22 protein-coding genes and 1 tRNA gene are annotated in these 18,155 nt (G+C 42.8%); 20 read left to right on the plus strand and 3 right to left on the minus strand.

The window, feature by feature from the left end; translation table 11 throughout:
• From HAT2_RS00825 to HAT2_RS00885, 13 genes are all read left to right on the plus strand, one after another.
• Positions 1-251, plus strand: a 251-nt coding sequence (locus tag HAT2_RS00825; protein ID WP_147267456.1) for a tyrosine-type recombinase/integrase, incomplete at its 5' end; no start/stop codon positions are given.
• A 21-nt stretch (positions 252-272) separates the two neighbouring features.
• Positions 273-3,035: a carboxypeptidase-like regulatory domain-containing protein gene (locus HAT2_RS00830; RefSeq protein WP_114544151.1), complete on the plus strand. Its 2,763-nt coding sequence runs from the start codon at positions 273-275 to the stop codon at positions 3,033-3,035.
• Positions 3,036-3,070: 35 nt separating this feature from the next.
• The gene (locus HAT2_RS00835) at positions 3,071-4,180 is read left to right on the plus strand and encodes a hypothetical protein (RefSeq protein ID WP_114544152.1); all 1,110 of its coding nucleotides are present in this window, start codon (positions 3,071-3,073) and stop codon (positions 4,178-4,180) included.
• Positions 4,181-4,234: 54 nt separating this feature from the next.
• On the plus strand, positions 4,235-4,678 hold the full coding sequence (locus HAT2_RS00840) for a transcription antitermination factor NusB (protein ID WP_114544153.1): 444 nt from the start codon (positions 4,235-4,237) through the stop codon (positions 4,676-4,678).
• Positions 4,662-5,504: a PHP domain-containing protein gene (locus tag HAT2_RS00845; protein WP_181860282.1), complete on the plus strand. Its 843-nt coding sequence runs from the start codon at positions 4,662-4,664 to the stop codon at positions 5,502-5,504. The genes HAT2_RS00840 and HAT2_RS00845 overlap by 17 nt, the downstream gene beginning before the upstream one ends.
• A gap of 34 nt (positions 5,505-5,538) precedes the next feature.
• Positions 5,539-5,612 (plus strand) — tRNA-Val (locus HAT2_RS00850).
• A 25-nt stretch (positions 5,613-5,637) separates the two neighbouring features.
• Positions 5,638-7,224: a hypothetical protein gene (locus tag HAT2_RS00855; RefSeq protein WP_114544155.1), complete on the plus strand. Its 1,587-nt coding sequence runs from the start codon at positions 5,638-5,640 to the stop codon at positions 7,222-7,224.
• On the plus strand, positions 7,221-7,811 hold the full coding sequence (infC, locus tag HAT2_RS00860) for a translation initiation factor IF-3 (RefSeq protein ID WP_245932339.1): 591 nt from the start codon (positions 7,221-7,223) through the stop codon (positions 7,809-7,811). Before HAT2_RS00855 ends, infC begins: the two co-directional genes overlap by 4 nt.
• Before the next feature lie 26 nt (positions 7,812-7,837).
• The gene (locus HAT2_RS00865) at positions 7,838-8,026 is read left to right on the plus strand and encodes a large ribosomal subunit protein bL35 (protein WP_245932340.1); all 189 of its coding nucleotides are present in this window, start codon (positions 7,838-7,840) and stop codon (positions 8,024-8,026) included.
• Positions 8,027-8,051: 25 nt separating this feature from the next.
• Complete coding sequence (rplT, locus tag HAT2_RS00870; protein ID WP_114544157.1) at positions 8,052-8,411, plus strand: 50S ribosomal protein L20; 360 nt, start codon at positions 8,052-8,054, stop codon at positions 8,409-8,411.
• Positions 8,412-8,422: 11 nt separating this feature from the next.
• On the plus strand, positions 8,423-9,499 hold the full coding sequence (gene pheS / locus HAT2_RS00875) for a phenylalanine--tRNA ligase subunit alpha (protein WP_114544158.1): 1,077 nt from the start codon (positions 8,423-8,425) through the stop codon (positions 9,497-9,499).
• Positions 9,500-9,541: 42 nt separating this feature from the next.
• Positions 9,542-10,258, plus strand: a complete 717-nt coding sequence (locus tag HAT2_RS00880) for a hypothetical protein (protein ID WP_114544159.1) — start codon at positions 9,542-9,544, stop codon at positions 10,256-10,258.
• 102 nt (positions 10,259-10,360) lie between these two features.
• The gene (locus HAT2_RS00885) at positions 10,361-10,840 is read left to right on the plus strand and encodes a hypothetical protein (protein WP_114544160.1); all 480 of its coding nucleotides are present in this window, start codon (positions 10,361-10,363) and stop codon (positions 10,838-10,840) included.
• Here the strand turns inward: HAT2_RS00885 and HAT2_RS00890 are convergent.
• Genes HAT2_RS00890 through HAT2_RS00900 form a run of 3 tightly spaced genes read right to left on the minus strand, consistent with a single transcriptional unit; the run spans position 10,837 to position 12,942 of the window.
• The gene (locus HAT2_RS00890; RefSeq protein ID WP_114544161.1) at positions 10,837-11,592 is read right to left on the minus strand and encodes a hypothetical protein; all 756 of its coding nucleotides are present in this window, start codon (positions 11,590-11,592) and stop codon (positions 10,837-10,839) included. The genes HAT2_RS00885 and HAT2_RS00890 overlap by 4 nt on opposite strands.
• Before the next feature lie 48 nt (positions 11,593-11,640).
• Complete coding sequence (locus HAT2_RS00895; RefSeq protein WP_114544162.1) at positions 11,641-12,261, minus strand: hypothetical protein; 621 nt, start codon at positions 12,259-12,261, stop codon at positions 11,641-11,643.
• 30 nt (positions 12,262-12,291) lie between these two features.
• Positions 12,292-12,942, minus strand: a complete 651-nt coding sequence (locus HAT2_RS00900; protein ID WP_114544163.1) for a hypothetical protein — start codon at positions 12,940-12,942, stop codon at positions 12,292-12,294.
• Between the two features lie 580 nt (positions 12,943-13,522).
• Between HAT2_RS00900 and HAT2_RS00905 the strand changes: the two genes are divergently transcribed.
• The 7 genes from HAT2_RS00905 to HAT2_RS03985 all read left to right on the plus strand — a co-directional run bounded on the left by HAT2_RS00905 (position 13,523) and on the right by HAT2_RS03985 (position 17,811).
• On the plus strand, positions 13,523-13,930 hold the full coding sequence (locus HAT2_RS00905) for a hypothetical protein (RefSeq protein ID WP_147267457.1): 408 nt from the start codon (positions 13,523-13,525) through the stop codon (positions 13,928-13,930).
• 295 nt (positions 13,931-14,225) lie between these two features.
• A complete protein-coding gene (locus tag HAT2_RS00910) occupies positions 14,226-14,750 on the plus strand; it encodes a hypothetical protein (RefSeq protein ID WP_147267458.1) in 525 nt (174 codons plus the stop codon).
• A 384-nt stretch (positions 14,751-15,134) separates the two neighbouring features.
• Entirely contained in the window at positions 15,135-15,683 is a 549-nt protein-coding gene (locus HAT2_RS00915; RefSeq protein WP_114544166.1) for a hypothetical protein, read from the plus strand.
• A 27-nt stretch (positions 15,684-15,710) separates the two neighbouring features.
• On the plus strand, positions 15,711-16,265 hold the full coding sequence (locus tag HAT2_RS00920; protein WP_114544167.1) for a hypothetical protein: 555 nt from the start codon (positions 15,711-15,713) through the stop codon (positions 16,263-16,265).
• A gap of 129 nt (positions 16,266-16,394) precedes the next feature.
• Positions 16,395-16,943 carry a hypothetical protein gene (locus HAT2_RS00925; protein WP_147267459.1) on the plus strand — a complete coding sequence of 183 codons (549 nt, stop codon included), beginning with the start codon at positions 16,395-16,397 and terminating at the stop codon, positions 16,941-16,943.
• Positions 16,944-16,989: 46 nt separating this feature from the next.
• Positions 16,990-17,571: a hypothetical protein gene (locus HAT2_RS00930; protein WP_147267460.1), complete on the plus strand. Its 582-nt coding sequence runs from the start codon at positions 16,990-16,992 to the stop codon at positions 17,569-17,571.
• Positions 17,572-17,688: 117 nt separating this feature from the next.
• Entirely contained in the window at positions 17,689-17,811 is a 123-nt protein-coding gene (locus HAT2_RS03985) for a hypothetical protein (protein WP_281268477.1), read from the plus strand.
• Positions 17,812-18,155: the final 344 nt, after the last annotated feature.

Here is an 18,155-nt window from a genome sequence, read left to right on the forward strand (position 1 = left end):
CTGGTGCCTATTGGTCCTCTCTTTTGATCTCTCCAGAACCTCGTTATAAACCAACACAATGGATGGAGAAAGGAATGGACTTGCGCGTCATTCAATCTCTTTTGGGGCACGCCACCATTCGAACCACTAGTTTGTACACACGTGTCTCTCTTTCTTTTCGTCGAGAGCAAATGAAAGCTTGTCATCCATTCGAAATTTTTAAGAAGGTCATAGAAGGGGAGAAGGAACCTGTTGTAAGGTGTCATGAATGAGACCGAAGAAGAGGGAAACGAATGAGACTTTGGGGCCTGTGCTTGACTTTGGTTCTTTTTAGTCCAGGAACAGCATGCGCTCAAGACAGGTTGACGGGTCGGTCATTAGAGTCCGTCATAGCTACATTGCCTGGGAAAACTTTGCGGGTGCGTCTGTGGCTGTCTTGTACGAGTTATGATGATCGGCCTTACACCTGCGAGGTTTCTTGTCCTGAAAGATGGAAAATCTTGCAAAGCCCGACTGAAATTGCTCCGGGTCCCTTTTCAGGAAAAGTCGAGGTTGCTTTTTTCTATGTCCCTCCGGACACCGTTCAAGGCACATACCCTCTGGTTTTTTCGGTTTTTTCCGAAGGAGTTCGTATCCTTGATATTCCTGTTGTCGTTGAGGTTTTAGAACAAGTTTCGATCGCAACGCATCTCGGCTTTGTTCCCTTTTATATTGATCCTGATGACGGCTTACACTTCACATTTTCTGTTCACAACACGGGGAATGTCTATAGGACAATTATTCCTCATCAACAGTTAACTGCTATTCGCCAAGAAGCGTGTTTTTCTCCTTCTACTTTTGACCTTGCCCCTAATGAAGAAAAGGAAATTTGTGTTCACATTTCTTTTAAGGAAAGAATTGTTGTTGCGCGCACTTTTGCTTTTACGGTTTTTCTTGAGGATCGAGTCACAGGAAATACTTTAGCAACTTTTTTAGTGACAACGAATTTGATTCCTGGAAAAGGTGCCTCACCTCTTCCTTCTGATAATGTGATTCCGTCTATTCTTACTTTGATGAGTGAGGTCGATCGATCGAGAACAGTAACTAAGATGGAATTAGCAGGAGTAGGGGGAGTGACTCCCACTATGAGTCTGCGCTACAATCTCGTCGGGACATCGGATCTCGTTGGGGGCGTACTTAAACGCTCGATTGAAAAGTATAGTCTTGAGCTTTTCAATGAAAAAATCCGATTCTTTACTGGAGATGGAGACCAACTCGGGCTGGGCATGCAATTGCTGCCTGCACGGGGGCGTGGCATACATGGAGATTACTGTGGTCTTCCCCACTGGAGAATTCGCCTGGGACTATGGAAGGAGCTCTCTTCTAGTTCACAGCAAGATACAGACCCAGCTCACGTTTGGTCTGGGATGCGGTCTGCTTATGAGCGAGAAAAATGTACCTTGACCTTCTCCTTACTGGAAAAGGTCTATACACAAACAGATACGAATCCAGAAGTCAGAAGCTTTCCTGTTCGGTCCCTCATGGGTATAGGATTTCAGGCACGTCATCAACTTGGTCAAATCGATGGAGAGTGGGCCAACTCCATGCAACAAGAAAAGAGGCCTCGTGCTTTCGCCTATCGTCTGTCTGGTCGTTTTCGCACGAATTGGGGCTTGAGTGGATATGGTTTGGTTTCGTTGAATGGCAAAGACTTTCCAGCTAGTTACAAAGAAGTAGCACATTCAGAAGGGCAGTTTAGTTGGAATGATCAGACAACTACCGTTTCAGGTCGTTTTGTTTGGGATGAACAGGTAGAACCGGGAGAAGGCGATTTTGCAGGGTCAGATTTTCATAATACCCTTTACGTGACCAATTTGCATTGGGAACATCGTACTGATCGGGGTCGATTTGATTTCGGTTCGACTGTCATTCATGAGCAAAGGATTATGGAAACATTTGAGGGCAAAGACAAAAGTGAACTAGTTGTATTTCAGCCTTTTATTTTTAAGAGGATCCCCATAGGGACGTTTGACGCTCGTTGCGCGGCGATGATTTATAACGAGGAACAACGCATTTCTTTGTGGGAGGCTCCTTTAGCTGACCTTGTCGTAAATGGCTATTTGGAGGAGCGGAATAGTGACGGTCGCTTTCTCTTCGGATTTAAAATGGGTTATGACTTCACCAAACAGCCACCACGAAAACGTTTTTACGGGAACGTTGGCTATTCCAATACAGTGCACCAATTTCCTTATGGTTTAGCTGTTGGTATCGGCACATCTGGTGCCTATCGTAGACGTCTTATCAATATCAGCTGTGAATGGGGGTCTCCTGACTCATGGTATCCCCATATGATTAAGCTCAATGGAAGCATGAGTGTGACAAATTTGACATCCCGTTGGTCCGTTCGTTTCTCTTGGTCTCGTCCTATTGGGGTCATTTTTAAGTGGAGCCAAGTCGCTTTTCTTTCTGGTCACATTAAGGAACAGTACGAGGAAACACGGGTAGAAAAGGAACGTTTTATTGTGGCTTTGGGCTCTTATCGCACTATGACAGATGAAAAGGGACGTTACGTTTTTCTTGGCGTTCCTGCTGGAGAATATACTCTTAAGCTTGAAAGCACAACACCCCATTGGATTGACATGCCACTTCCATTTGAAGTCTTGCGTCTCTCTCCTAGAGAAAATCGTCTTCAGGACCTCTATGTTTCAAGACCCGCTTCTATCAAGGGAAGCTTAGAGCTGTTTGGGCGTCGAGAAAGTGCAGTGATGTCGACCGTCAAGGGATCTCCTCAGGAGGAAAGTTTTTTTTCTATGGGTGGTGCAGCCGGTTTAACCATTATGGCTACCCCGCTTGATGGTGGGGCTCCTGTTTTTGTCAAAACAAGGCCCAATGGAGCTTTTGAAATTACGCCTATTCACCCAGGGAGATGGAAAATCATCCTCCTTCCAAGCGATCTTCCAAGAGATACGACCTCTTTGGCCACGGAAGGTGTCATTCTTGAATGTCAGCCTGGAGAGACTCAAACGATTAGCTGGCAAATTTATCCTAAGAAGAAACAGGTTAAAATGATTAATTAGTGAAAGAATTCTATTTAAAATAAAAACTATGTGTAATGTCGGTTCTAGATGGTTGTCTGTTCGTTTATCCAGAGGATGACATGTGGAAATCTTGGCGTTATTTGATTGTTTCGTTGTTGTGTACGCTTTCTGGGAGTCTCTCTGCAGGGATCAACGTTGCTGAGGATCTTGTCCATCAATATACCCTCGAAAAGGGCGGAAGAATCTCCGGTCAAGTGACCATTACCAATATGGGACTGGAAGAGACCATGGTGAAGATTGAGATTTGCGATTATCGGACAGATTTCAATGGTCAAGTGGCTTTTGATCCTCCTAATTCGCATGATCGTTCTTTAGCAACTTGGTTAACTGTTGGTGCCTCTTCCTTTGTTTTGGGAGCGGGAGAACAGAGGATTGTTCCTTACGAAGTTGCCTTCACTGAAGAAGAAAAACCTCCTGGTGCCTATTGGTCCTCTCTTTTGATCTCTCCAGAACCTCGTTATAAACCAACGAAACAAGGGATGGGATTGGCAACCATTGTGCGTTACGCTGTAATCATTCTGGGAAATGTAAAAGGCGAAGCGGAAGCCAGTATTACTATTCCAGATCATGGCTTAGAGGAGAAGCTTGAGGAACGTTTCTGTTGGTTCCACATAGAGAACAATGGGGAGACCGTGCTTAGGCCTAAGATCGTTCTTGAACTCATTAATGGGGAAGGAGAGGTCGTTTTTGTAACACCTCCTTCTCCAGATGGTTTTCTTTTCCCTCTTTCCAGTAGTCGTGTCCGTTTCAAATTGACGGATGCTCCTATTGGAGAGTTTACCGGTTTGCTAACAGTTGATGCAGGTGAAGATCGTGTATTTGGGGCTCAATACCCTTTTAAAATTCAACCCTTTAATCCATACGAAGTTGATGAAAAATTTGAAGGAGAAGGGATCGACTCGAATGAGGAAAACTTAGAAGTTGATGCTATTGAATTGACAGAGCATGTTCGTGCTCAGCCAAATCTAGAAGAGCAAGACCTTGTCGGAGTCTATCGGGATCTAACTCAGAAGCTAGATTCGATCATCCTTACCCTCTCCCCCTCTCCAGATGCTTGGTGGGACAGTATTTTACAGACTCTGGAGCAAGACCTAGATGGATGCTATAACTTTTCCTACGCTTAGGATTCTTTTACTTGTATACTCGAGGGATTGGATGGATCAGCCAATACGGAGTCTATGCCTGCTTCTTTTGCTCAAAGGCGCGAAGCCCTCTTTTTGCTTGTTCATGCCGCTGTCTGGGGACCTCAGGACGAGAAATACCTTGTAGATTTGATTGCTGAGCAGCTGCGTATTCCCGTTCGTGATGTGCGGGACAATGTAGAGACAGCTTGTCGGTTGGCTCAAAAAATTGATGAGATAGATGGGATGATTCGATCAAGCTCTCTGTCTAGATGGGAGTCGATCGGTTACACAGAGAAAACAATTTTAAGGATTATTCTTTTTGAAAAGTTGTACGGAAACTCTCTTGTCGATCCCATTCTTTTATCCGAGGCTAGTCGTCTAGCAAAAAAATTTACAGGGCAACAAAGCGCTGCTTTTATCCATGGTATTTTGTTTCGCCTTTTCGAGAGCATCGAGAAAAAAGAAGGAGAACCTGCCGCTGATGCAAGCGAAAGCTGATCTGCATCTACATTCCATTTATTCTGATGGAGTTTGGTCACCTAGAAAATTAGTGGAAGAGGCGGTCAAAGTGGGTCTGAAAGGCCTCTCAATCACAGATCACGATACAGTAGACGCATATTCGGACCCTTGTTTCGACTCGTGTCCAGCCGATCTGCATATCCTTCCTGGGGTTGAACTGTCATGTAGTTATGGTGGAAACGATGTGCATCTTTTGGGATATGGATTTGACCCGAACCATCTTCTACTAAAGGTATGGTGCGAACAGTATGCCGCCGTGCGTATCAAAAGAATCCATTTTTATTTTGATCGATGGGAATCTACCTTTCGGTTTCCGAATGTTTTTCGGAAAGAGTTTTTTGAAAATCAACCCGCAGCTCTTGTAACACGTTTGCATTTAGCTAAGTTTTTAGTTGAAAAAGGATTGGCTTATCATGCTCAAGATGCTTTTGCTCGTTTTTTAAGCTCTTCTGTTAGCCCTCTTCCCCCTGCTCTTGCTTTTCCAGATGTTCGTCAAGGTATTGACCTTTTGCATTCTTGTGGAGCTTTTGCTGTGCTAGCTCATCCGCACACGCTTCACAAAAGCCTTCTAAAGAGCTCTTTCCTGTCTCTTCCTTTTGATGGAGTTGAATTAAGTCACGGTGGACATCATGTTGGAGAGAGATGGGAAAAGTGGGCCCAATCCCGTCAGCTCTATGGCACAGGTGGTTCAGATTTTCATGATCCAAGAAGGGGACACCGTCTTGGATCAAGCTGGACGTGTTGGGAGATTTATCAAATTCTCTCTGAAGGAAAATCAAGTTGTGTTTCTTCTCAATTGCCTTAATTGTTTCTATCTGTTCAGAATAGGTCGCTCTTGTGGGATATTAGCTCAGTTGGTTAGAGCGCCACGTTGACATCGTGGAGGTCGGCTGTTCGAGTCAGCTATATCCCATTGGCCTGTTATCTCGGCAAAGAAGATGGTTCCTGTTCCCGAACTTCTAGAAGATCCTTCCCTTTTGAGACTTGGCTTTGTTTTGTTGGGCTCTGTTGTATCACGACTCTGTCCTCGTGCGCAGCTTCTAGGAGGACAATTTTTTGGCAATTCTGTTTGTTATGAGTTTGTTTGTCCGGATCCTTTGGCAGAAACCCAAATCGGATGGTTTGAGGAGGCTTTTAGGCAGCTTTGCCTTCATCCTCCTTCTTTTCGTCTGATTAGACAGCCCAAGGTGAATGCGATGCTTTGGGCAAAGTCTGTAGGGCAGAGCCTTCTTGCTCGTGTTATCGAAAGAAGGTCTCCTGAAGACCTCTTGTACATGGTTGAACTGGAGGGCAGGTACGATTACACTGGAGGGCCCCTGGCAGAAGATCCTTCGCCCTTGCGTTTTGTTTCGCTCGAGTTGGAATATGGTTGGGCTTCGCACCTCCAAGAAAGGACTTGTTACAGAGTGCGTGCCGTTTTCCCTTCTTGTTCCGGACAGAGGAAGTCTTACTTACGCTGCAGACGAGGCTTCGTGCGTTGTGAGTCCTTTTTTCAATATGATGCAGCTAAGCGTCGGGCGCTTCCGCTAGAAAAAGGATCCTTTTTTTTAACTTATTTGATGGATTGGCTCGCAACGGTCTTCCGCAAAATTGGTTTTTATCCGACTTGGATTAGGGAAGTTGGTCGCTCTTCTGAGTTCGAAAGATTGAAGTTGGATTATTCGTTTCCGCTTGATCATTTTGTCTTGTGGGAAACCCAGGGAAGGCAAAGAGGTTGGTCTGTATTTAGTTTTCATCATTATCAATCTGAAGTGTTCCCTCCTTCCTCGGCATGGGGACTCTTTTGCTTGGAATTTAGCCATGTTTTTTTTGCTTCTGTTTTTTGTACAAAAGAGGGTCTAGTGCTAGAATTACGGAGAGTGTTTCACATCCTCCAACGCCTTGCTTCAAGTCTCGGTCTCAATCTATCGTTTTGCTGTGTCCCGTCTGTGGACTTTTCTTCATTTGACTTACGGGACTTGTGGAATAGGATCGGGGTCTTTTCGGAATATCTTGAGGGTGTTGGACAGGAACGGTTTGCGGGGTACACCTGGAGAGGGTTCGACTGCCTGGGTCGTTTTTGGCCCTTGGGCCGTGTGAGATTTGCTCCTTTACCCAAGGTGTCTTCTGGTCGAACTGAGGAATCTTTGTGGTGGGTTTTGTTTGAGCCGCTTCACAGTTTGGAGAGTCTAGTCTCTCTTCTCTCTTTTGGTGGATTGAAGGCTGTGACATCCCTGCCAGGTATGATTCGTTTGTTTGTTTCTCAGAAGCAGTCTTTGCCTGCTCTTGTCCATTGTGCTAACAAATTGGAAGAAAACTCTTTGTCTGTGCAATGGAATGATCAGGTGAGGGATTTATCTTGGGTGGACAGCAGTACAGACCGGGAGTGTCGCTATGTGTGCATTGAGGATGTGTTAGGAGAGATCTGTTCCGTTTTCGATGGACGAGAAGACGGGAATGGGTGGAAGAAAGAACAGTTTGTGGACTTTGTCTTGAGGAATCAGATGTCTTTGTTGGTCGAAGCAATGAGGAGAGAATCAATTTGAGCACGCTTGCCTTGCGATCTAATTCGGAAATACGAGCTCGGCTCGTCCGTGTTATCGGTCCAGAAGGTCAAAATTTCGGTTTGATGTCTTCGCGTGATGCTTTGCAAAAGGCTTTGGAGTTTGGACTTGACCTTGTTGAGGTCGAGCCCCAAAAGGACCCTCCTGTTTGCAAAATCATGGACTTGGGGAAGTTTCGTTACAATAGGAGTCGAAAAGAGCGCGAAAGCAGAAAGAGTCAGCAGAGTGCAAAGGTCAAAGATATTAAGTTGAGGCCGAATATTACTGGGCATGACTTGGAGATCAAAGTGCGTCGTGCGCGTGACTTCTTAGAAAAGGGGCATAAGGTCAGGATTACCTGTATGTTTCGTGCTCGTGAAATGGCCCATTCTGAGATCGGTATGGCAGTCATGAAGTCGGCTTGTGATGACTTGTCAGATGTTTCGTCTGTGGATGTCCCTTTGGCTATGGTGGGTCGTTCTCTTTCTATTGCTCTTAGCCCTGACTTGAAGAAACGAAGGACGCGTCCAGACGAACAAGAAGGAGAGGCTCTCGATGTAGGTCTCCACAAAGCGCATGATGAGAGTTAAGTATTGGGGGGAATGTGATGCCGAAAATGAAAACGCGGAAGGCTGTATCTGGAAAGGTGCGTCTTACAGGGACAGGAAAGCTTAAGCACGCGAGATGTGGTCGACGAAAATTGATGAGTGGGAAATCCCCTAAGAGGAAGAGGCAGCTTCGTCGTCCTGCTTTTATCGAAGGTGGTTTGGAGAGTGTTTTCAAGCAGCTCATGTGTTGTCATTAAGTTTGTGGGATGAGGAGAAGAGAAAATGGTTCGAGTGACATGTGCTGTTGCAAGCAAAAAACGAAAAAAAAGATTAAGAAAGGCAGCGAAGGGCTTCTGGGGAGACCGTAAGAACCATTTGCGCGTGACCAAGAATGCTGTGATGAAAGCGGAGGCTTATGCAACGGAGCATCGGAAGTTGCGCAAGAGAGACTTTCGTTCTTTGTGGATTGTGCGTATTGGAATTGCTTCCAGGATGTGTGGACTTTCTTATTCTGCGTTCATGGCGGGCTTGGGCAAAATGGGATGTGACTTAAATCGGAAGCTCCTTTCCGAGATGGCCATACATGACTGGGCCGCTTTTGTGCAGCTTGCTCAGCAAGCTCAATCTGCTTTAAAGCTGTAGTTCTTTGTTTTATGGAAGTTCCTCTTTCTCTCGATTCCTTTTTAGAGGCTGTTCTTAAGGAGCGTTCTGATTTTGATAGTCAGTTTTCTCATTTAGAGTTTTCTTGTACAAAGGAGGACCGAGAGGTCTTGTCTGGTTTGCGTGTGCGCTTTTTAGGTCGAAAAGGCCCTCTGGCTCTTCTTACACGCGCGATTGGTCAGTTGGAAGCTTCTGCTCGTCTGACTGCCGGCCAAGCTGTCAATGAGCAGAAGGCTTGGATAGAAGAAAAAATAACTCAGGCAGAGATCGTTTTACAGGAGAAAGAGCAAAAAGAGAAGGTTCTTGCAGAGCGTGTTGACGTAACCCTTCCAGGTCGGCGGAAGGGAGGTGGAACGGAGCATCCTCTTGTTGCCTCGATGATGCGGGCTTTGGATATTCTTGCCTCCATGGGGTTTGTCATTCGTTTTGGAGAAGAGATTGGCACAGAAGAGATGATGTTTGATGTGCTTAACTTTCCTAAAGATCACCCTGCTCGTCTTGAACAAGACACGTATTATTTAGAGGGTGGAGCCCTTTTAAGATCCCAAACCTCGAGTGCTCAAGTCTCTCTCATGCGTGCCCACCGACCGCCTCTTCGGTTTGTTGTTCCGGGCAAGTGTTTCAGAAACGAGGAGATTTCTTCGCGTTCTTTGACCGTTTTCCATCAGATTGAGGGGCTTTATGTGGATCGTGAGGTACGTTTAGGTGATCTGCTTGCTACTCTGGAGTTCTTTTTCTCTTCTTTTGTTGGACGACCTACCAAGTTGCGTTTTCGTTCCAGCTACTTTCCTTTTGTAGAACCTGGTCTTGAAGTCGATCTTCTCTGCTTCCTATGTGGTGGCCATGGTTGTTTTACGTGTAAACGCTCTGGCTGGTTAGAGGTAGCAGGAGCTGGTATGATCCACCCTAATGTCTTGAGACAGGGTCAGATTGATTCAGAGGTTTATTCCGGCTTTGCATGGGGGTTTGGCTTGGAAAGACTCGTCTTGCTTCTTCATGGCATTCCCGATATCCGCTTCTTCATCGAAAATCGACCCTCTTTTTTGAAACAATTTCCTTGGTGTGGCTAGTAGAAAAACAAATTGATAAAAGCTGGCATTATTGCAAAAATAATGTTTTACTTTTTGGTTCGTTTTAATGCAGTTTCTGGTCTACACATGTTTCGCCATTTCTCAACTTCTTTTTCTCCTGATTTACGTGCCCTTGGTTTTTCGTGCTCACTTTTCGCTGTTCGCTCTTGTGTGCGCCTTCCAGCTTCTACAGTTTGTGTTTCTTTAGTGGGTGCATTACTCCTTTTTCATCCTGTACTTCAAATTGTCTGTTTAGTCTTTCCTTGTCCTGACTCTTGGAAGGCCTCTTTACTGGCACAAACAGATCGATTTCTTCTTCTATCCGCCACAGTGGCCTTTTTGGAAAGTTTGCTTTTTGCTCTACTTGGAATTTGGACTTGCACATGGAGTATGCTTTACGCACTTTTCCTTATTCTTTCGATTAAAGGAAAAATTGAACTACCTAAAGAAAGTGTATTTTTTACTGTGTTAGGAGCTGCTTCAGCTTTTGTGATGCAAAAATTGTTTTTCCAATCTCTTTTGTTTGCACCTAAGACACTTTCAGATTTGAACGATAAGAAAGAGGAACAGAAGAATCATCCCAAAGGACTGATCTCTTCTGAAGCTGTGGCGTCGCTCTGTGTAGGTGCTGCTGTGGCTCAGCTTACTTCCTCTGAAGTAGTGAAAAAGGCAGCTAAGAAAGTTGCTCAATCGCTTCAAGACGAATATAACAAACGTCGTCAAGAAGAAAACTACTTCTCCGAAGGTAGTGATGCGTAAGAAGCAGCTTCGTTGTTTTAACTAGACTCGAGCCTTGAGAAAGCTAAAAATATCCCCTTCTCGTTGATTATTGAATAAACTTTTCTTTTTAGAAGGTTAAAGATGCCTTGCTCAGTGGACCTAGATCTAGCTTTTCTCCCGGCGTTTTGTTTTTCGATTGCTACTTCTTCACGTTTGTTACACGATTGTTTTCGTATTCAGGCCTTGTTCTTAAGAAAGATTGCACTATGTACAAGCTGTCTTGCTTCTGGTGTCTTTTCTCTTTTCGTTTTTTCTCATCTTATAGGAAAAGAAGTCGGGGATAGTTCGATACGTACCTTTATGCAAATGTGCGGATACGTTCTTGTGGGTTATGCTGTACTTGCCTGTTTCCAACTTGTTTTGGCTCCAGTTATTCTATGTGTAGAAAAAGCCTTTCTTTTTCTTTACTGCTTATGCTTTTTACTTATTCTCTTAGGAGACTGGTTAGACCTCGCTCCGCTTGACGTCTTTTTCGAAGAAGAGATCAACTTTTCAGTTCGCTTGATGCGCATATTTTCTCTTGTGGTTTGTTTGTCTTCCTTAAGGATTTGGCTGGTTTAACTTCTTACCAAGAGAAAACTGTTCTTTGTTGTAGGCAGCCATGGATTGGGTGCAAAAAGAAAGCTGAACAAAGAAAGCATACAAAAGACTAATGTTCCACAAGTGGACTCTTTACCCCAAATGCAAATAGATTCAATCTGTTGGTCCAAAGAAGCAGTAGAGGTCTCGCTGGGTGAAATGTATTTATCCGTCAATCTTCTAATAAGCTCAGAAACAGGATAAAGAAGAAATTCAAAAATACCCATGACAGTCTTACAAAAACAACACGGTTCTTGGGAGACTTGATCTTCCTGCCCTCTCTCTGCAGGAGGCTTTAAAACTCCAAACTCATGCGAATAGGAGAAAAAAGAAATGAGAATGTAACAGAGGATACCTATGAAAGTTGCCAACGAGAATGAAGGGGCCATGATGAGGTGTAAGACAGAGGATATCATGAACACAAAAGAGGTTGCAATTTGGAGCAAGGTGCCAAAAAGAGAAAAAAAAGTAAGAAGATTCTCCTCTTCCTTTCCAGATTCTGTCCTCTTATAGAAGAAAGAGGCAGAAATTTGGCTTGGTAATAAATCTAACAACAAATGAATCGTTGAGAAGCCAGAAGCAAAGGCTGCAAAAAAGCAACAACGTTTTAAAAAAACGGAGCGGACTGTATAAGCCACTTCTAGCCAACTCCTTGTAGAGTGAAGGAAGGAAGGAAGAAGCACAAAAGAAACGCTTTTATTTGAAGTGAATTGAGGTGCAGACGAACTTGACAAGGTAGGACTCCCTTCTTTTTTCTAAAAAACAAATGGCTCTTTTTTTACTTATTTTAGGTAGAAGAAATTGGGTGAGAAAAAGAGACCAAAAATGGAAATAGTGGTAATGAATGCCATTCCGATAACTGTTTTTGTACACCATTGGAAGAAATAAAAAATAGCTTGAGAAATAGGACAAAGATCTTTTTCTGGATCAACATCAGGGTATTCCTCACTTGTTTTTGTTACCTCTGCAAAAATGCCAAAATTGTGAAAAGCTGCGAAAGCAAACGAGAGAATGAAAGAGACAGTTCCAGAAAGAGTGCACCAATCAAAAGCACCCTTTTCTAAAAGGACGAAAACAGATAAAGGTACGAAGAAAATAGAAATCATAAAAGCAAAAGAGCCAAGTAAGAAGGCAAAGTGCAATGAGCTATTGAGGAGGGACGTCTGCGCATCTAAATGCGAGAGGAATTTTTTTTCTACCTTTTCTGGAAGGAGATTGATTAATAGTCTGAGTCCTGTATACGTAAAGGAGGCTCCGAATAAAATTTGTGACAAGCTTTTAAGAGCTTTGCACTGAATAAGCTGTATGACAGCGAACAGCCCTTTGGCTATATGTAGAAAGGGAAAGATCATTGCTAAAGTTGTCTGATATTCCAGATAGCGGTTTCTTCGAGAGATGATCATTGAATTTTCCTTTCCAATCATTAAAGGGCACTATCTAGGAGGAAGATAAATATTGTGGCAAAACAAATAAGCCGTAACAGCTAAGAGCTGCATGAGCACACAAAGAAAAACAGATGTTGGTGGAGCCGTTCTGAGCGAGGGTTCTATCCTGTCTGTGCTTGCTTGTGTTTTTGATAACATAGAGTCTCGCATTATGGAACCAAAAGGATCAAAATTAGATCTTTGAGCAAAGTAAGAAGCAATAATGTACGCTAGTAAACCAAAAAAATAGGGGAGAGGAAAAGAGCCGGATATAAGAAGAGATACACAGTTTATTATGGCCCAACCTTGAGATATACTAATAAAGGCACTGAACAAAATAGAGAAAATAGGAAAGCTTGTACGGAATGAAATCATTTGAAAGATTTTCTGGATCTTCTCAGGAAAGGAATAGCCGCAGTAATCGTAAAGTATTCCAGAGAAGAAAAAAAACAAGCTAAAGGTTATTACGCTTATATATCGAGCTCGGGTGTCGTTCATGGACATGGCTACATGAGAGAGAGAACGCAGATTTGTCCCCAAGATAGCAGAAGAGACAAAGGGGATAGTTGTTTGTCTGATTTTCTCTTTTAAATCTCTTAGAGAAGCCCGAGAACAGAGTTTCGTCATAGCTGCGGAGTGATGATATTTTATTTGAGACATAATATCACATTAATTTTTTAATTTCTATGCCAAGATCAAAGGGGTTGGGCCGTTTTTCACAGATCTGCTTACTGAGAAGAGCTAGTGTGACTTTGTTATACAAAGCTTGGGTTGTTTGTCTTTAATATAAAAGAAATAGGTCTTGGACCATTTGCAAGATGCTTTTGTTTTGGGTTGTTCTACTTTGATTGTGTGATGTACTTCAAAAAGTCAGGAATCTTCTCCGTTGTGTCCTGTGTGCTTGGGTAGTCCTCTTGACATTTTAGGGATTTCCTCTGGCCTATTTTCTTGGGACTGAGCTCTTTATCGAGGTATTTCCTTGATTGGCTGAATTGTCTTGGTCTTGCTTCTTTACGTAGAGATGAAATTTTTATCGTGATAACATGGCGCTTTGTTTGTCTCTGCCTAAGGGAATTGGGTCATGGCAAGTTTGGTACAAGGATACCTTGGTAAGGGTAGTCGTCTTGGTAGGCTCTGTCATTCTTGTGAATGGTTTTTGCGTCCAATACAGAAGATCGCATGCGGGCATGTGTTGTTTGGAAACGTCCCTCGTGTTTCCTCAGTCGCTCTGGGGGCATCATTGTTTTTATCCTCAGCGCTTCTTATTAGTTCTGGCGTGAACGATCTGGTTGAAGGTAGCTTAAAAAGAAAATGGATTAGTCTATCTCGGCTTTTAGCTTCTACTCAGAGTTTACGAAACAGGTTCACTGAATTCAGTTCTTCATTTACTTGGCTTGCCGTTCTTGTAAAAGCTTGGATTGCTGTAGTGGCTTTTATCTCGCTATTGAGTCCTGTTTTTGGGTTAGGGCTTGGGAGTGCATGCTTATTACTCGCATGGGCCCTTCTCTACATTTGGGCCGATTTGAAGTACCAAGATTTGCAGGAGGGTTGCCAAACTTGTTTGTCCGCGACAATTGCTCTTTTAACAGTGTTGATTGCAATCCGTTTTGTTTTATTCTTGACTGTTCCTCTTTTCCCCTCTCCTTAATGAAGCTTGCTGTTATTGGGCTTTGGGGTAATCCATACCTCTGAATGAAGAGAGGTGGGTGGGTTTTGGCGGTTTTAGTTAGAGTTGGTTTAGGTGAATAGCTGTTGCTGAGGGCAAGTGTTTTTTTGCTGGAAAAAAATATGCTTATTTGGCCTTGGCTGTGCTTGTAGTAGTTCTTGCTGCGTCTTCTCTCTACTTTTTGTTCGCACGCCCCCTTACCCGCCCTCTCTAAAATAGTTGTAATAAAAAATTTATGACATAATACTCTCCGGTTTTGTTCTCGCTTGAGGTTATTGTGTCGGGGTCATGTTTAAATTGGGTGAAGGGCAAGGCTGCTCAATGTAGGAGACAATATGCAGCGCGTATGGGCTGTGTGAGTAGAATCTTAGCCCACGGAGCGAGTGCTGCTGTTTATTTTTCGCACCTTAGAGTCTGTCATACCGGGTTATTGTGTACTGTTGTAGGCGTCGCTGTTCTCACGATTGTTGGGGCCGTTTGCCTTCAGATAAGAAAATTTCTAGAGTCTATTCAGACGAAATCCTTTCGAGAATTGCTTCTTTTTACCTATGTCGATTTGGTTGCTGAGTTTTTTACTTCTTTGCTAGCAATATGCCTAATTTTTACGACTATTTGTTCTATTTTTCATATCCCAATCTTAGAAGTCGTTGTTCTCTTCTTGTGGTCTTGGAGCTGTTTGTCTGTTTTTTTGAATGATAAAGTCCATCTCAAATGTCTAGCTCTGCCCTTGTGGGTTGCGACCACTCTACTCTCTACTCTGAGTTTGATTTGTCATAAAATGATCATTCAACTTGTTCGGTAGAATCTCTTTCTTCAGAGGCCGTAAATGCTTGGAAAGGATATGCAATCTTTCCGTTTGTATCGAGACCTCCGTTCCATGTTTATGTTGGCTGATTTTTTGGCTTCTTCTTAAGTATTTGCGTATATGGTGCCTCATTTGTAAAAGGGTCGAGTCTTTGGCTTAGTTATTGGTTTTGTTCTGCTTTCTTCTTTCTTTTCAAGTCTGTCAATAGGATATCTTTGCCTTATTTTGCTTTGGGCAGCAGGTTCCTGGATCAGGTTGTTACAATTTTACGGTTTGGACCAGTATAATAACTTTATTAGAAGAAAATATTAATTTTAATTTGTTCCATGTTAGAATGGCGGGGAATTGGCTCTATGTAGAAATAGATGGAATGTGATCAATATGGCTTCTTTATGTAAGGCTTTTCAGCCCTTTCTTCCCAGCGTTGTTGCTTGTACGCTTTACGGTGTGAGTGGTTGTTTACAAGCCATTCCTTTTGTTGGGGGGAATTTATTAGACAAAGTCTACGCTGTTACTGCTGCCTGTTTCTCTGTTTTGGGAATGATGACTGCGATTGCGATCTTATTTCAGCCTAGACAAGGCAAGGTGAAGCCTTGGTACGCTAAGCCAATGCAGCTCGTTTTTGCATTTGCAAACTTTTTTTTGTTTTTAACAATTTGCGCCGTTTTCTTTTTTCTATTTTTCTCCAAAGTTCCTTTTTATTTGTTTGGGAGCGGTGGGATTATGTTCACTTGGGCTATGTGTGTTCTTGCCCTTTTGATTCATACTGATGTGATTGCTCCAATAAAGACAAGGCTCTTCCGTTATATAGATTCAGAATTGTATTTAAACTGTCTGCTGCTCTTGCGTTATGCCATCCTCTTCCTTACTCCTATTTCAGCGCCATCTCTAGTTTCTCTTGCATGGAGTTCAACTCCACGTCTCCCTTAGGTTATTGTTTTACATTAGGAAAACGCGATGTTTCAACATTTCACTTTAAGTTCCTCTGTTCGTCAAGCTTGTCTGTACAGTTTGAGCGCGTGTGTTCAATTTTCTACCGGAAGAAGAGCTGGAGTGATCGGAAGAGTTAATGCGATTGTAACATCGTTTTTTGTTGTGTTAGCGGCCATGCTTGCTCTAGCCAAGAGTCTTTTTCCTGTTGCCTCTTCGAATGTCTATTTAGTTCTTTTCACAAAAAGAGTGTGTGCTGTTGCAGACTTGATCCATTTACTGACAGCTCTCTTCGTGTTGTTGGTTGTATGTCAGCCTCCTTTTCAACCGATTCAGATGACTGTATGTCTATTTTTATGGGCATTAGCTTTGCTGTTCACTTCCCTCAGGGGCTTAGACTTAAATCGATTATTGAAATGGATAGAAGAACATAGTCAACAGGTCGGGATGACTTCCTTTTGCAACTCGTTAGTCGATACTCTGGCTTTGGGGTGCGGTTTGATGTGTTTGCCTGCTTTAACTTCGTCTCTTATCTCTTGGCCTACCTTGATGCAACCTTTGCTCTACACTTTTCCAAGCTAGATTCAAGAACCTTTAGGTTTCCTTTTTTAATATCTCTGCACTATCTCCTATAGGAAATCTTTCCAGAGAGCAAGCTTCATATGAGTAAATTTGGACAGAAACTTTTCTATTTATCATCAGGTGGATGACATGTTAAGTAAATGTGTTACTTGGATTAAGTACAATATGCAACAACCGCAATTTCAGCATCGAATTTGCTCAATTGGTCTGATTTCTTCTCATGCTCTTACTTCACTTCTGTATTTGGCAGGGCTTGTGATCTCTCCAGGCACCTTATTGAAGGTAATGGCTTTAGCCTCAGCGATTATTTCTATGAGTAGTGCCGCTTTTCTTATCATGAGAGACTTCTGTGCTTTTCCTATTCAAAATAAACTGAATGTTTTTTGGTTCTCTGGGGGATACTTTCTTTCGTGTTGTGTTCGCCTTGTTGCCATTTTGACCGTTCTAATCTCCTTGTTCTCTTTCCCTTTTTCCTTGTTACAGCGCAGTATTTTGTTTTTTTGGGCGACTTGTTCATTGTTGACTTTGTTGGAATCTCTTCCCAAACTTGCTTCGAAACAGACATGGAGTACATGGATGAGGCAAGAGGATCTACATAAGAAAATAATATTCCTAGCCAGCTTTGTCGTTACGGGAATAAACTTTTTGTGCTTTCCTCTGTTTCTCTCTTTAGTTTGAGGCAAAAGTTTAGACACAATTCTCTTATTGAAAGCGAGGTGCCGTCATGATGAATCAATTGGTTCAATGCCTTAACTGTCCCTCGAATACAGTCCATCTTGGCTTTAGCCTTTCTAGAACATTGTTCTTAGCGTATGATTTTTCTAGAGAAGTGTTCTTAACTTTGGCATGTCATCGGACCGCCTTGAAGGTAAAAAGCATTGCTTTAGTCTATGCCTGCTCTTTAGGGTGGTTTGGAGTCGTGACTCACGCTGTGTGCTCTTTGCTCTTTTTTTGGGATCATGATTGGCTCAAGATGAGGGAAAGTATTTGTCAACGTGCTTTCCTTTTTGAGAAATCATCTAGAACTACCCGTTGCTTAGATTGTGTTATTGCTTTAGCGGCTACTTTTAGTTTCCTTGTGGAAGTGCTTGGCTTCTTTTTGCTTGTTTGGAAGGGGTTTTCAGCATGCATACATGGCCAATGGACACCATTGTTTCTTTGCGTGGGATCTCTTCTTGTCTTCTTTGTTCCAGATTGTGGTCTTCAGCAGGCTTCACACAGAAAAGATTATTCTCTGTCCTGTTCTGCTTTTTTAGTATGCTGTTTGGCGCTGTTTTTTTCTCAATTGGATACAATGTTCATTTAGATAAAGAGGAATGAAGGTAAAATATTTGGTTTGTCTTCTTTCTGATGCTAATCAGACTATCTGAATCGTTTAGTAAATTTATCCGTTTCACAATACTGTTTTGTGACCCTTTGGAGAATGACCCGAAACTGTTCGGGTGCTTGTTTAGAAAACGGATTTTTTGAGCAGCGACATGTCCTTTTAGGAATCGTACATTGCCTTTATCTTTTTAGGCGTGACTCCCTTGCTTTTAGACAATAGAATACTATTCCTAACCTTCGGAGAATGGATCGGTTTTTTCCGGTGTTTATCTGCTATTTCGTTGGCCTATTTGCCAGGGGGTCACGTTTTCTCTTTTTGAGAAATCCCTCTTAGGATCGTGCTTTGGCGGAAAGACAACGATGTATTGTCTGTTTTCCATGCTTGACATTTAGACAAACTCACTCCTTTATCTCCTCCTTTACGTACTTAATGCGATTGCCCTCCGTCTTATCTGACTAGAGAAAGAAATTGCATATCAAATATTTTTTTGATAAAATGTCCTTATTGCCACGATCAGACAAACGGGTCTTGAATGAGTAACGTTTTATCCACGAGTCGAACAA

The organism is Candidatus Similichlamydia laticola, from assembly GCF_003339615.1.
Lineage (GTDB): Bacteria > Chlamydiota > Chlamydiia > Chlamydiales > Parilichlamydiaceae > Similichlamydia > Similichlamydia laticola.

Coding starts and splice junctions, on each gene's coding strand:
- HAT2_RS00840 (WP_114544153.1), top strand. CDS start 4,235: ATGCCTGCTTCTTTTGCTCAAAGGCGCGAAGCCCTCTTTTTGCTTGTT.
- pheS (WP_114544158.1), top strand. CDS start 8,423: ATGGAAGTTCCTCTTTCTCTCGATTCCTTTTTAGAGGCTGTTCTTAAG.
- HAT2_RS00920 (WP_114544167.1), top strand. CDS start 15,711: ATGTTTCAACATTTCACTTTAAGTTCCTCTGTTCGTCAAGCTTGTCTG.
- HAT2_RS00830 (WP_114544151.1), top strand. CDS start 273: ATGAGACTTTGGGGCCTGTGCTTGACTTTGGTTCTTTTTAGTCCAGGA.
- HAT2_RS00885 (WP_114544160.1), top strand. CDS start 10,361: ATGCCTTGCTCAGTGGACCTAGATCTAGCTTTTCTCCCGGCGTTTTGT.
- HAT2_RS00925 (WP_147267459.1), top strand. CDS start 16,395: ATGTTAAGTAAATGTGTTACTTGGATTAAGTACAATATGCAACAACCG.
- HAT2_RS00845 (WP_181860282.1), top strand. CDS start 4,662: ATGCAAGCGAAAGCTGATCTGCATCTACATTCCATTTATTCTGATGGA.
- HAT2_RS03985 (WP_281268477.1), top strand. CDS start 17,689: ATGACCCGAAACTGTTCGGGTGCTTGTTTAGAAAACGGATTTTTTGAG.
- HAT2_RS00900 (WP_114544163.1), bottom strand. CDS start 12,942: ATGTCTCAAATAAAATATCATCACTCCGCAGCTATGACGAAACTCTGT.
- HAT2_RS00880 (WP_114544159.1), top strand. CDS start 9,542: ATGTTTTACTTTTTGGTTCGTTTTAATGCAGTTTCTGGTCTACACATG.
- HAT2_RS00895 (WP_114544162.1), bottom strand. CDS start 12,261: ATGATCATCTCTCGAAGAAACCGCTATCTGGAATATCAGACAACTTTA.
- HAT2_RS00865 (WP_245932340.1), top strand. CDS start 7,838: ATGAAAACGCGGAAGGCTGTATCTGGAAAGGTGCGTCTTACAGGGACA.
- HAT2_RS00915 (WP_114544166.1), top strand. CDS start 15,135: ATGGCTTCTTTATGTAAGGCTTTTCAGCCCTTTCTTCCCAGCGTTGTT.
- HAT2_RS00855 (WP_114544155.1), top strand. CDS start 5,638: ATGGTTCCTGTTCCCGAACTTCTAGAAGATCCTTCCCTTTTGAGACTT.
- rplT (WP_114544157.1), top strand. CDS start 8,052: ATGGTTCGAGTGACATGTGCTGTTGCAAGCAAAAAACGAAAAAAAAGA.
- HAT2_RS00835 (WP_114544152.1), top strand. CDS start 3,071: ATGTCGGTTCTAGATGGTTGTCTGTTCGTTTATCCAGAGGATGACATG.
- HAT2_RS00930 (WP_147267460.1), top strand. CDS start 16,990: ATGATGAATCAATTGGTTCAATGCCTTAACTGTCCCTCGAATACAGTC.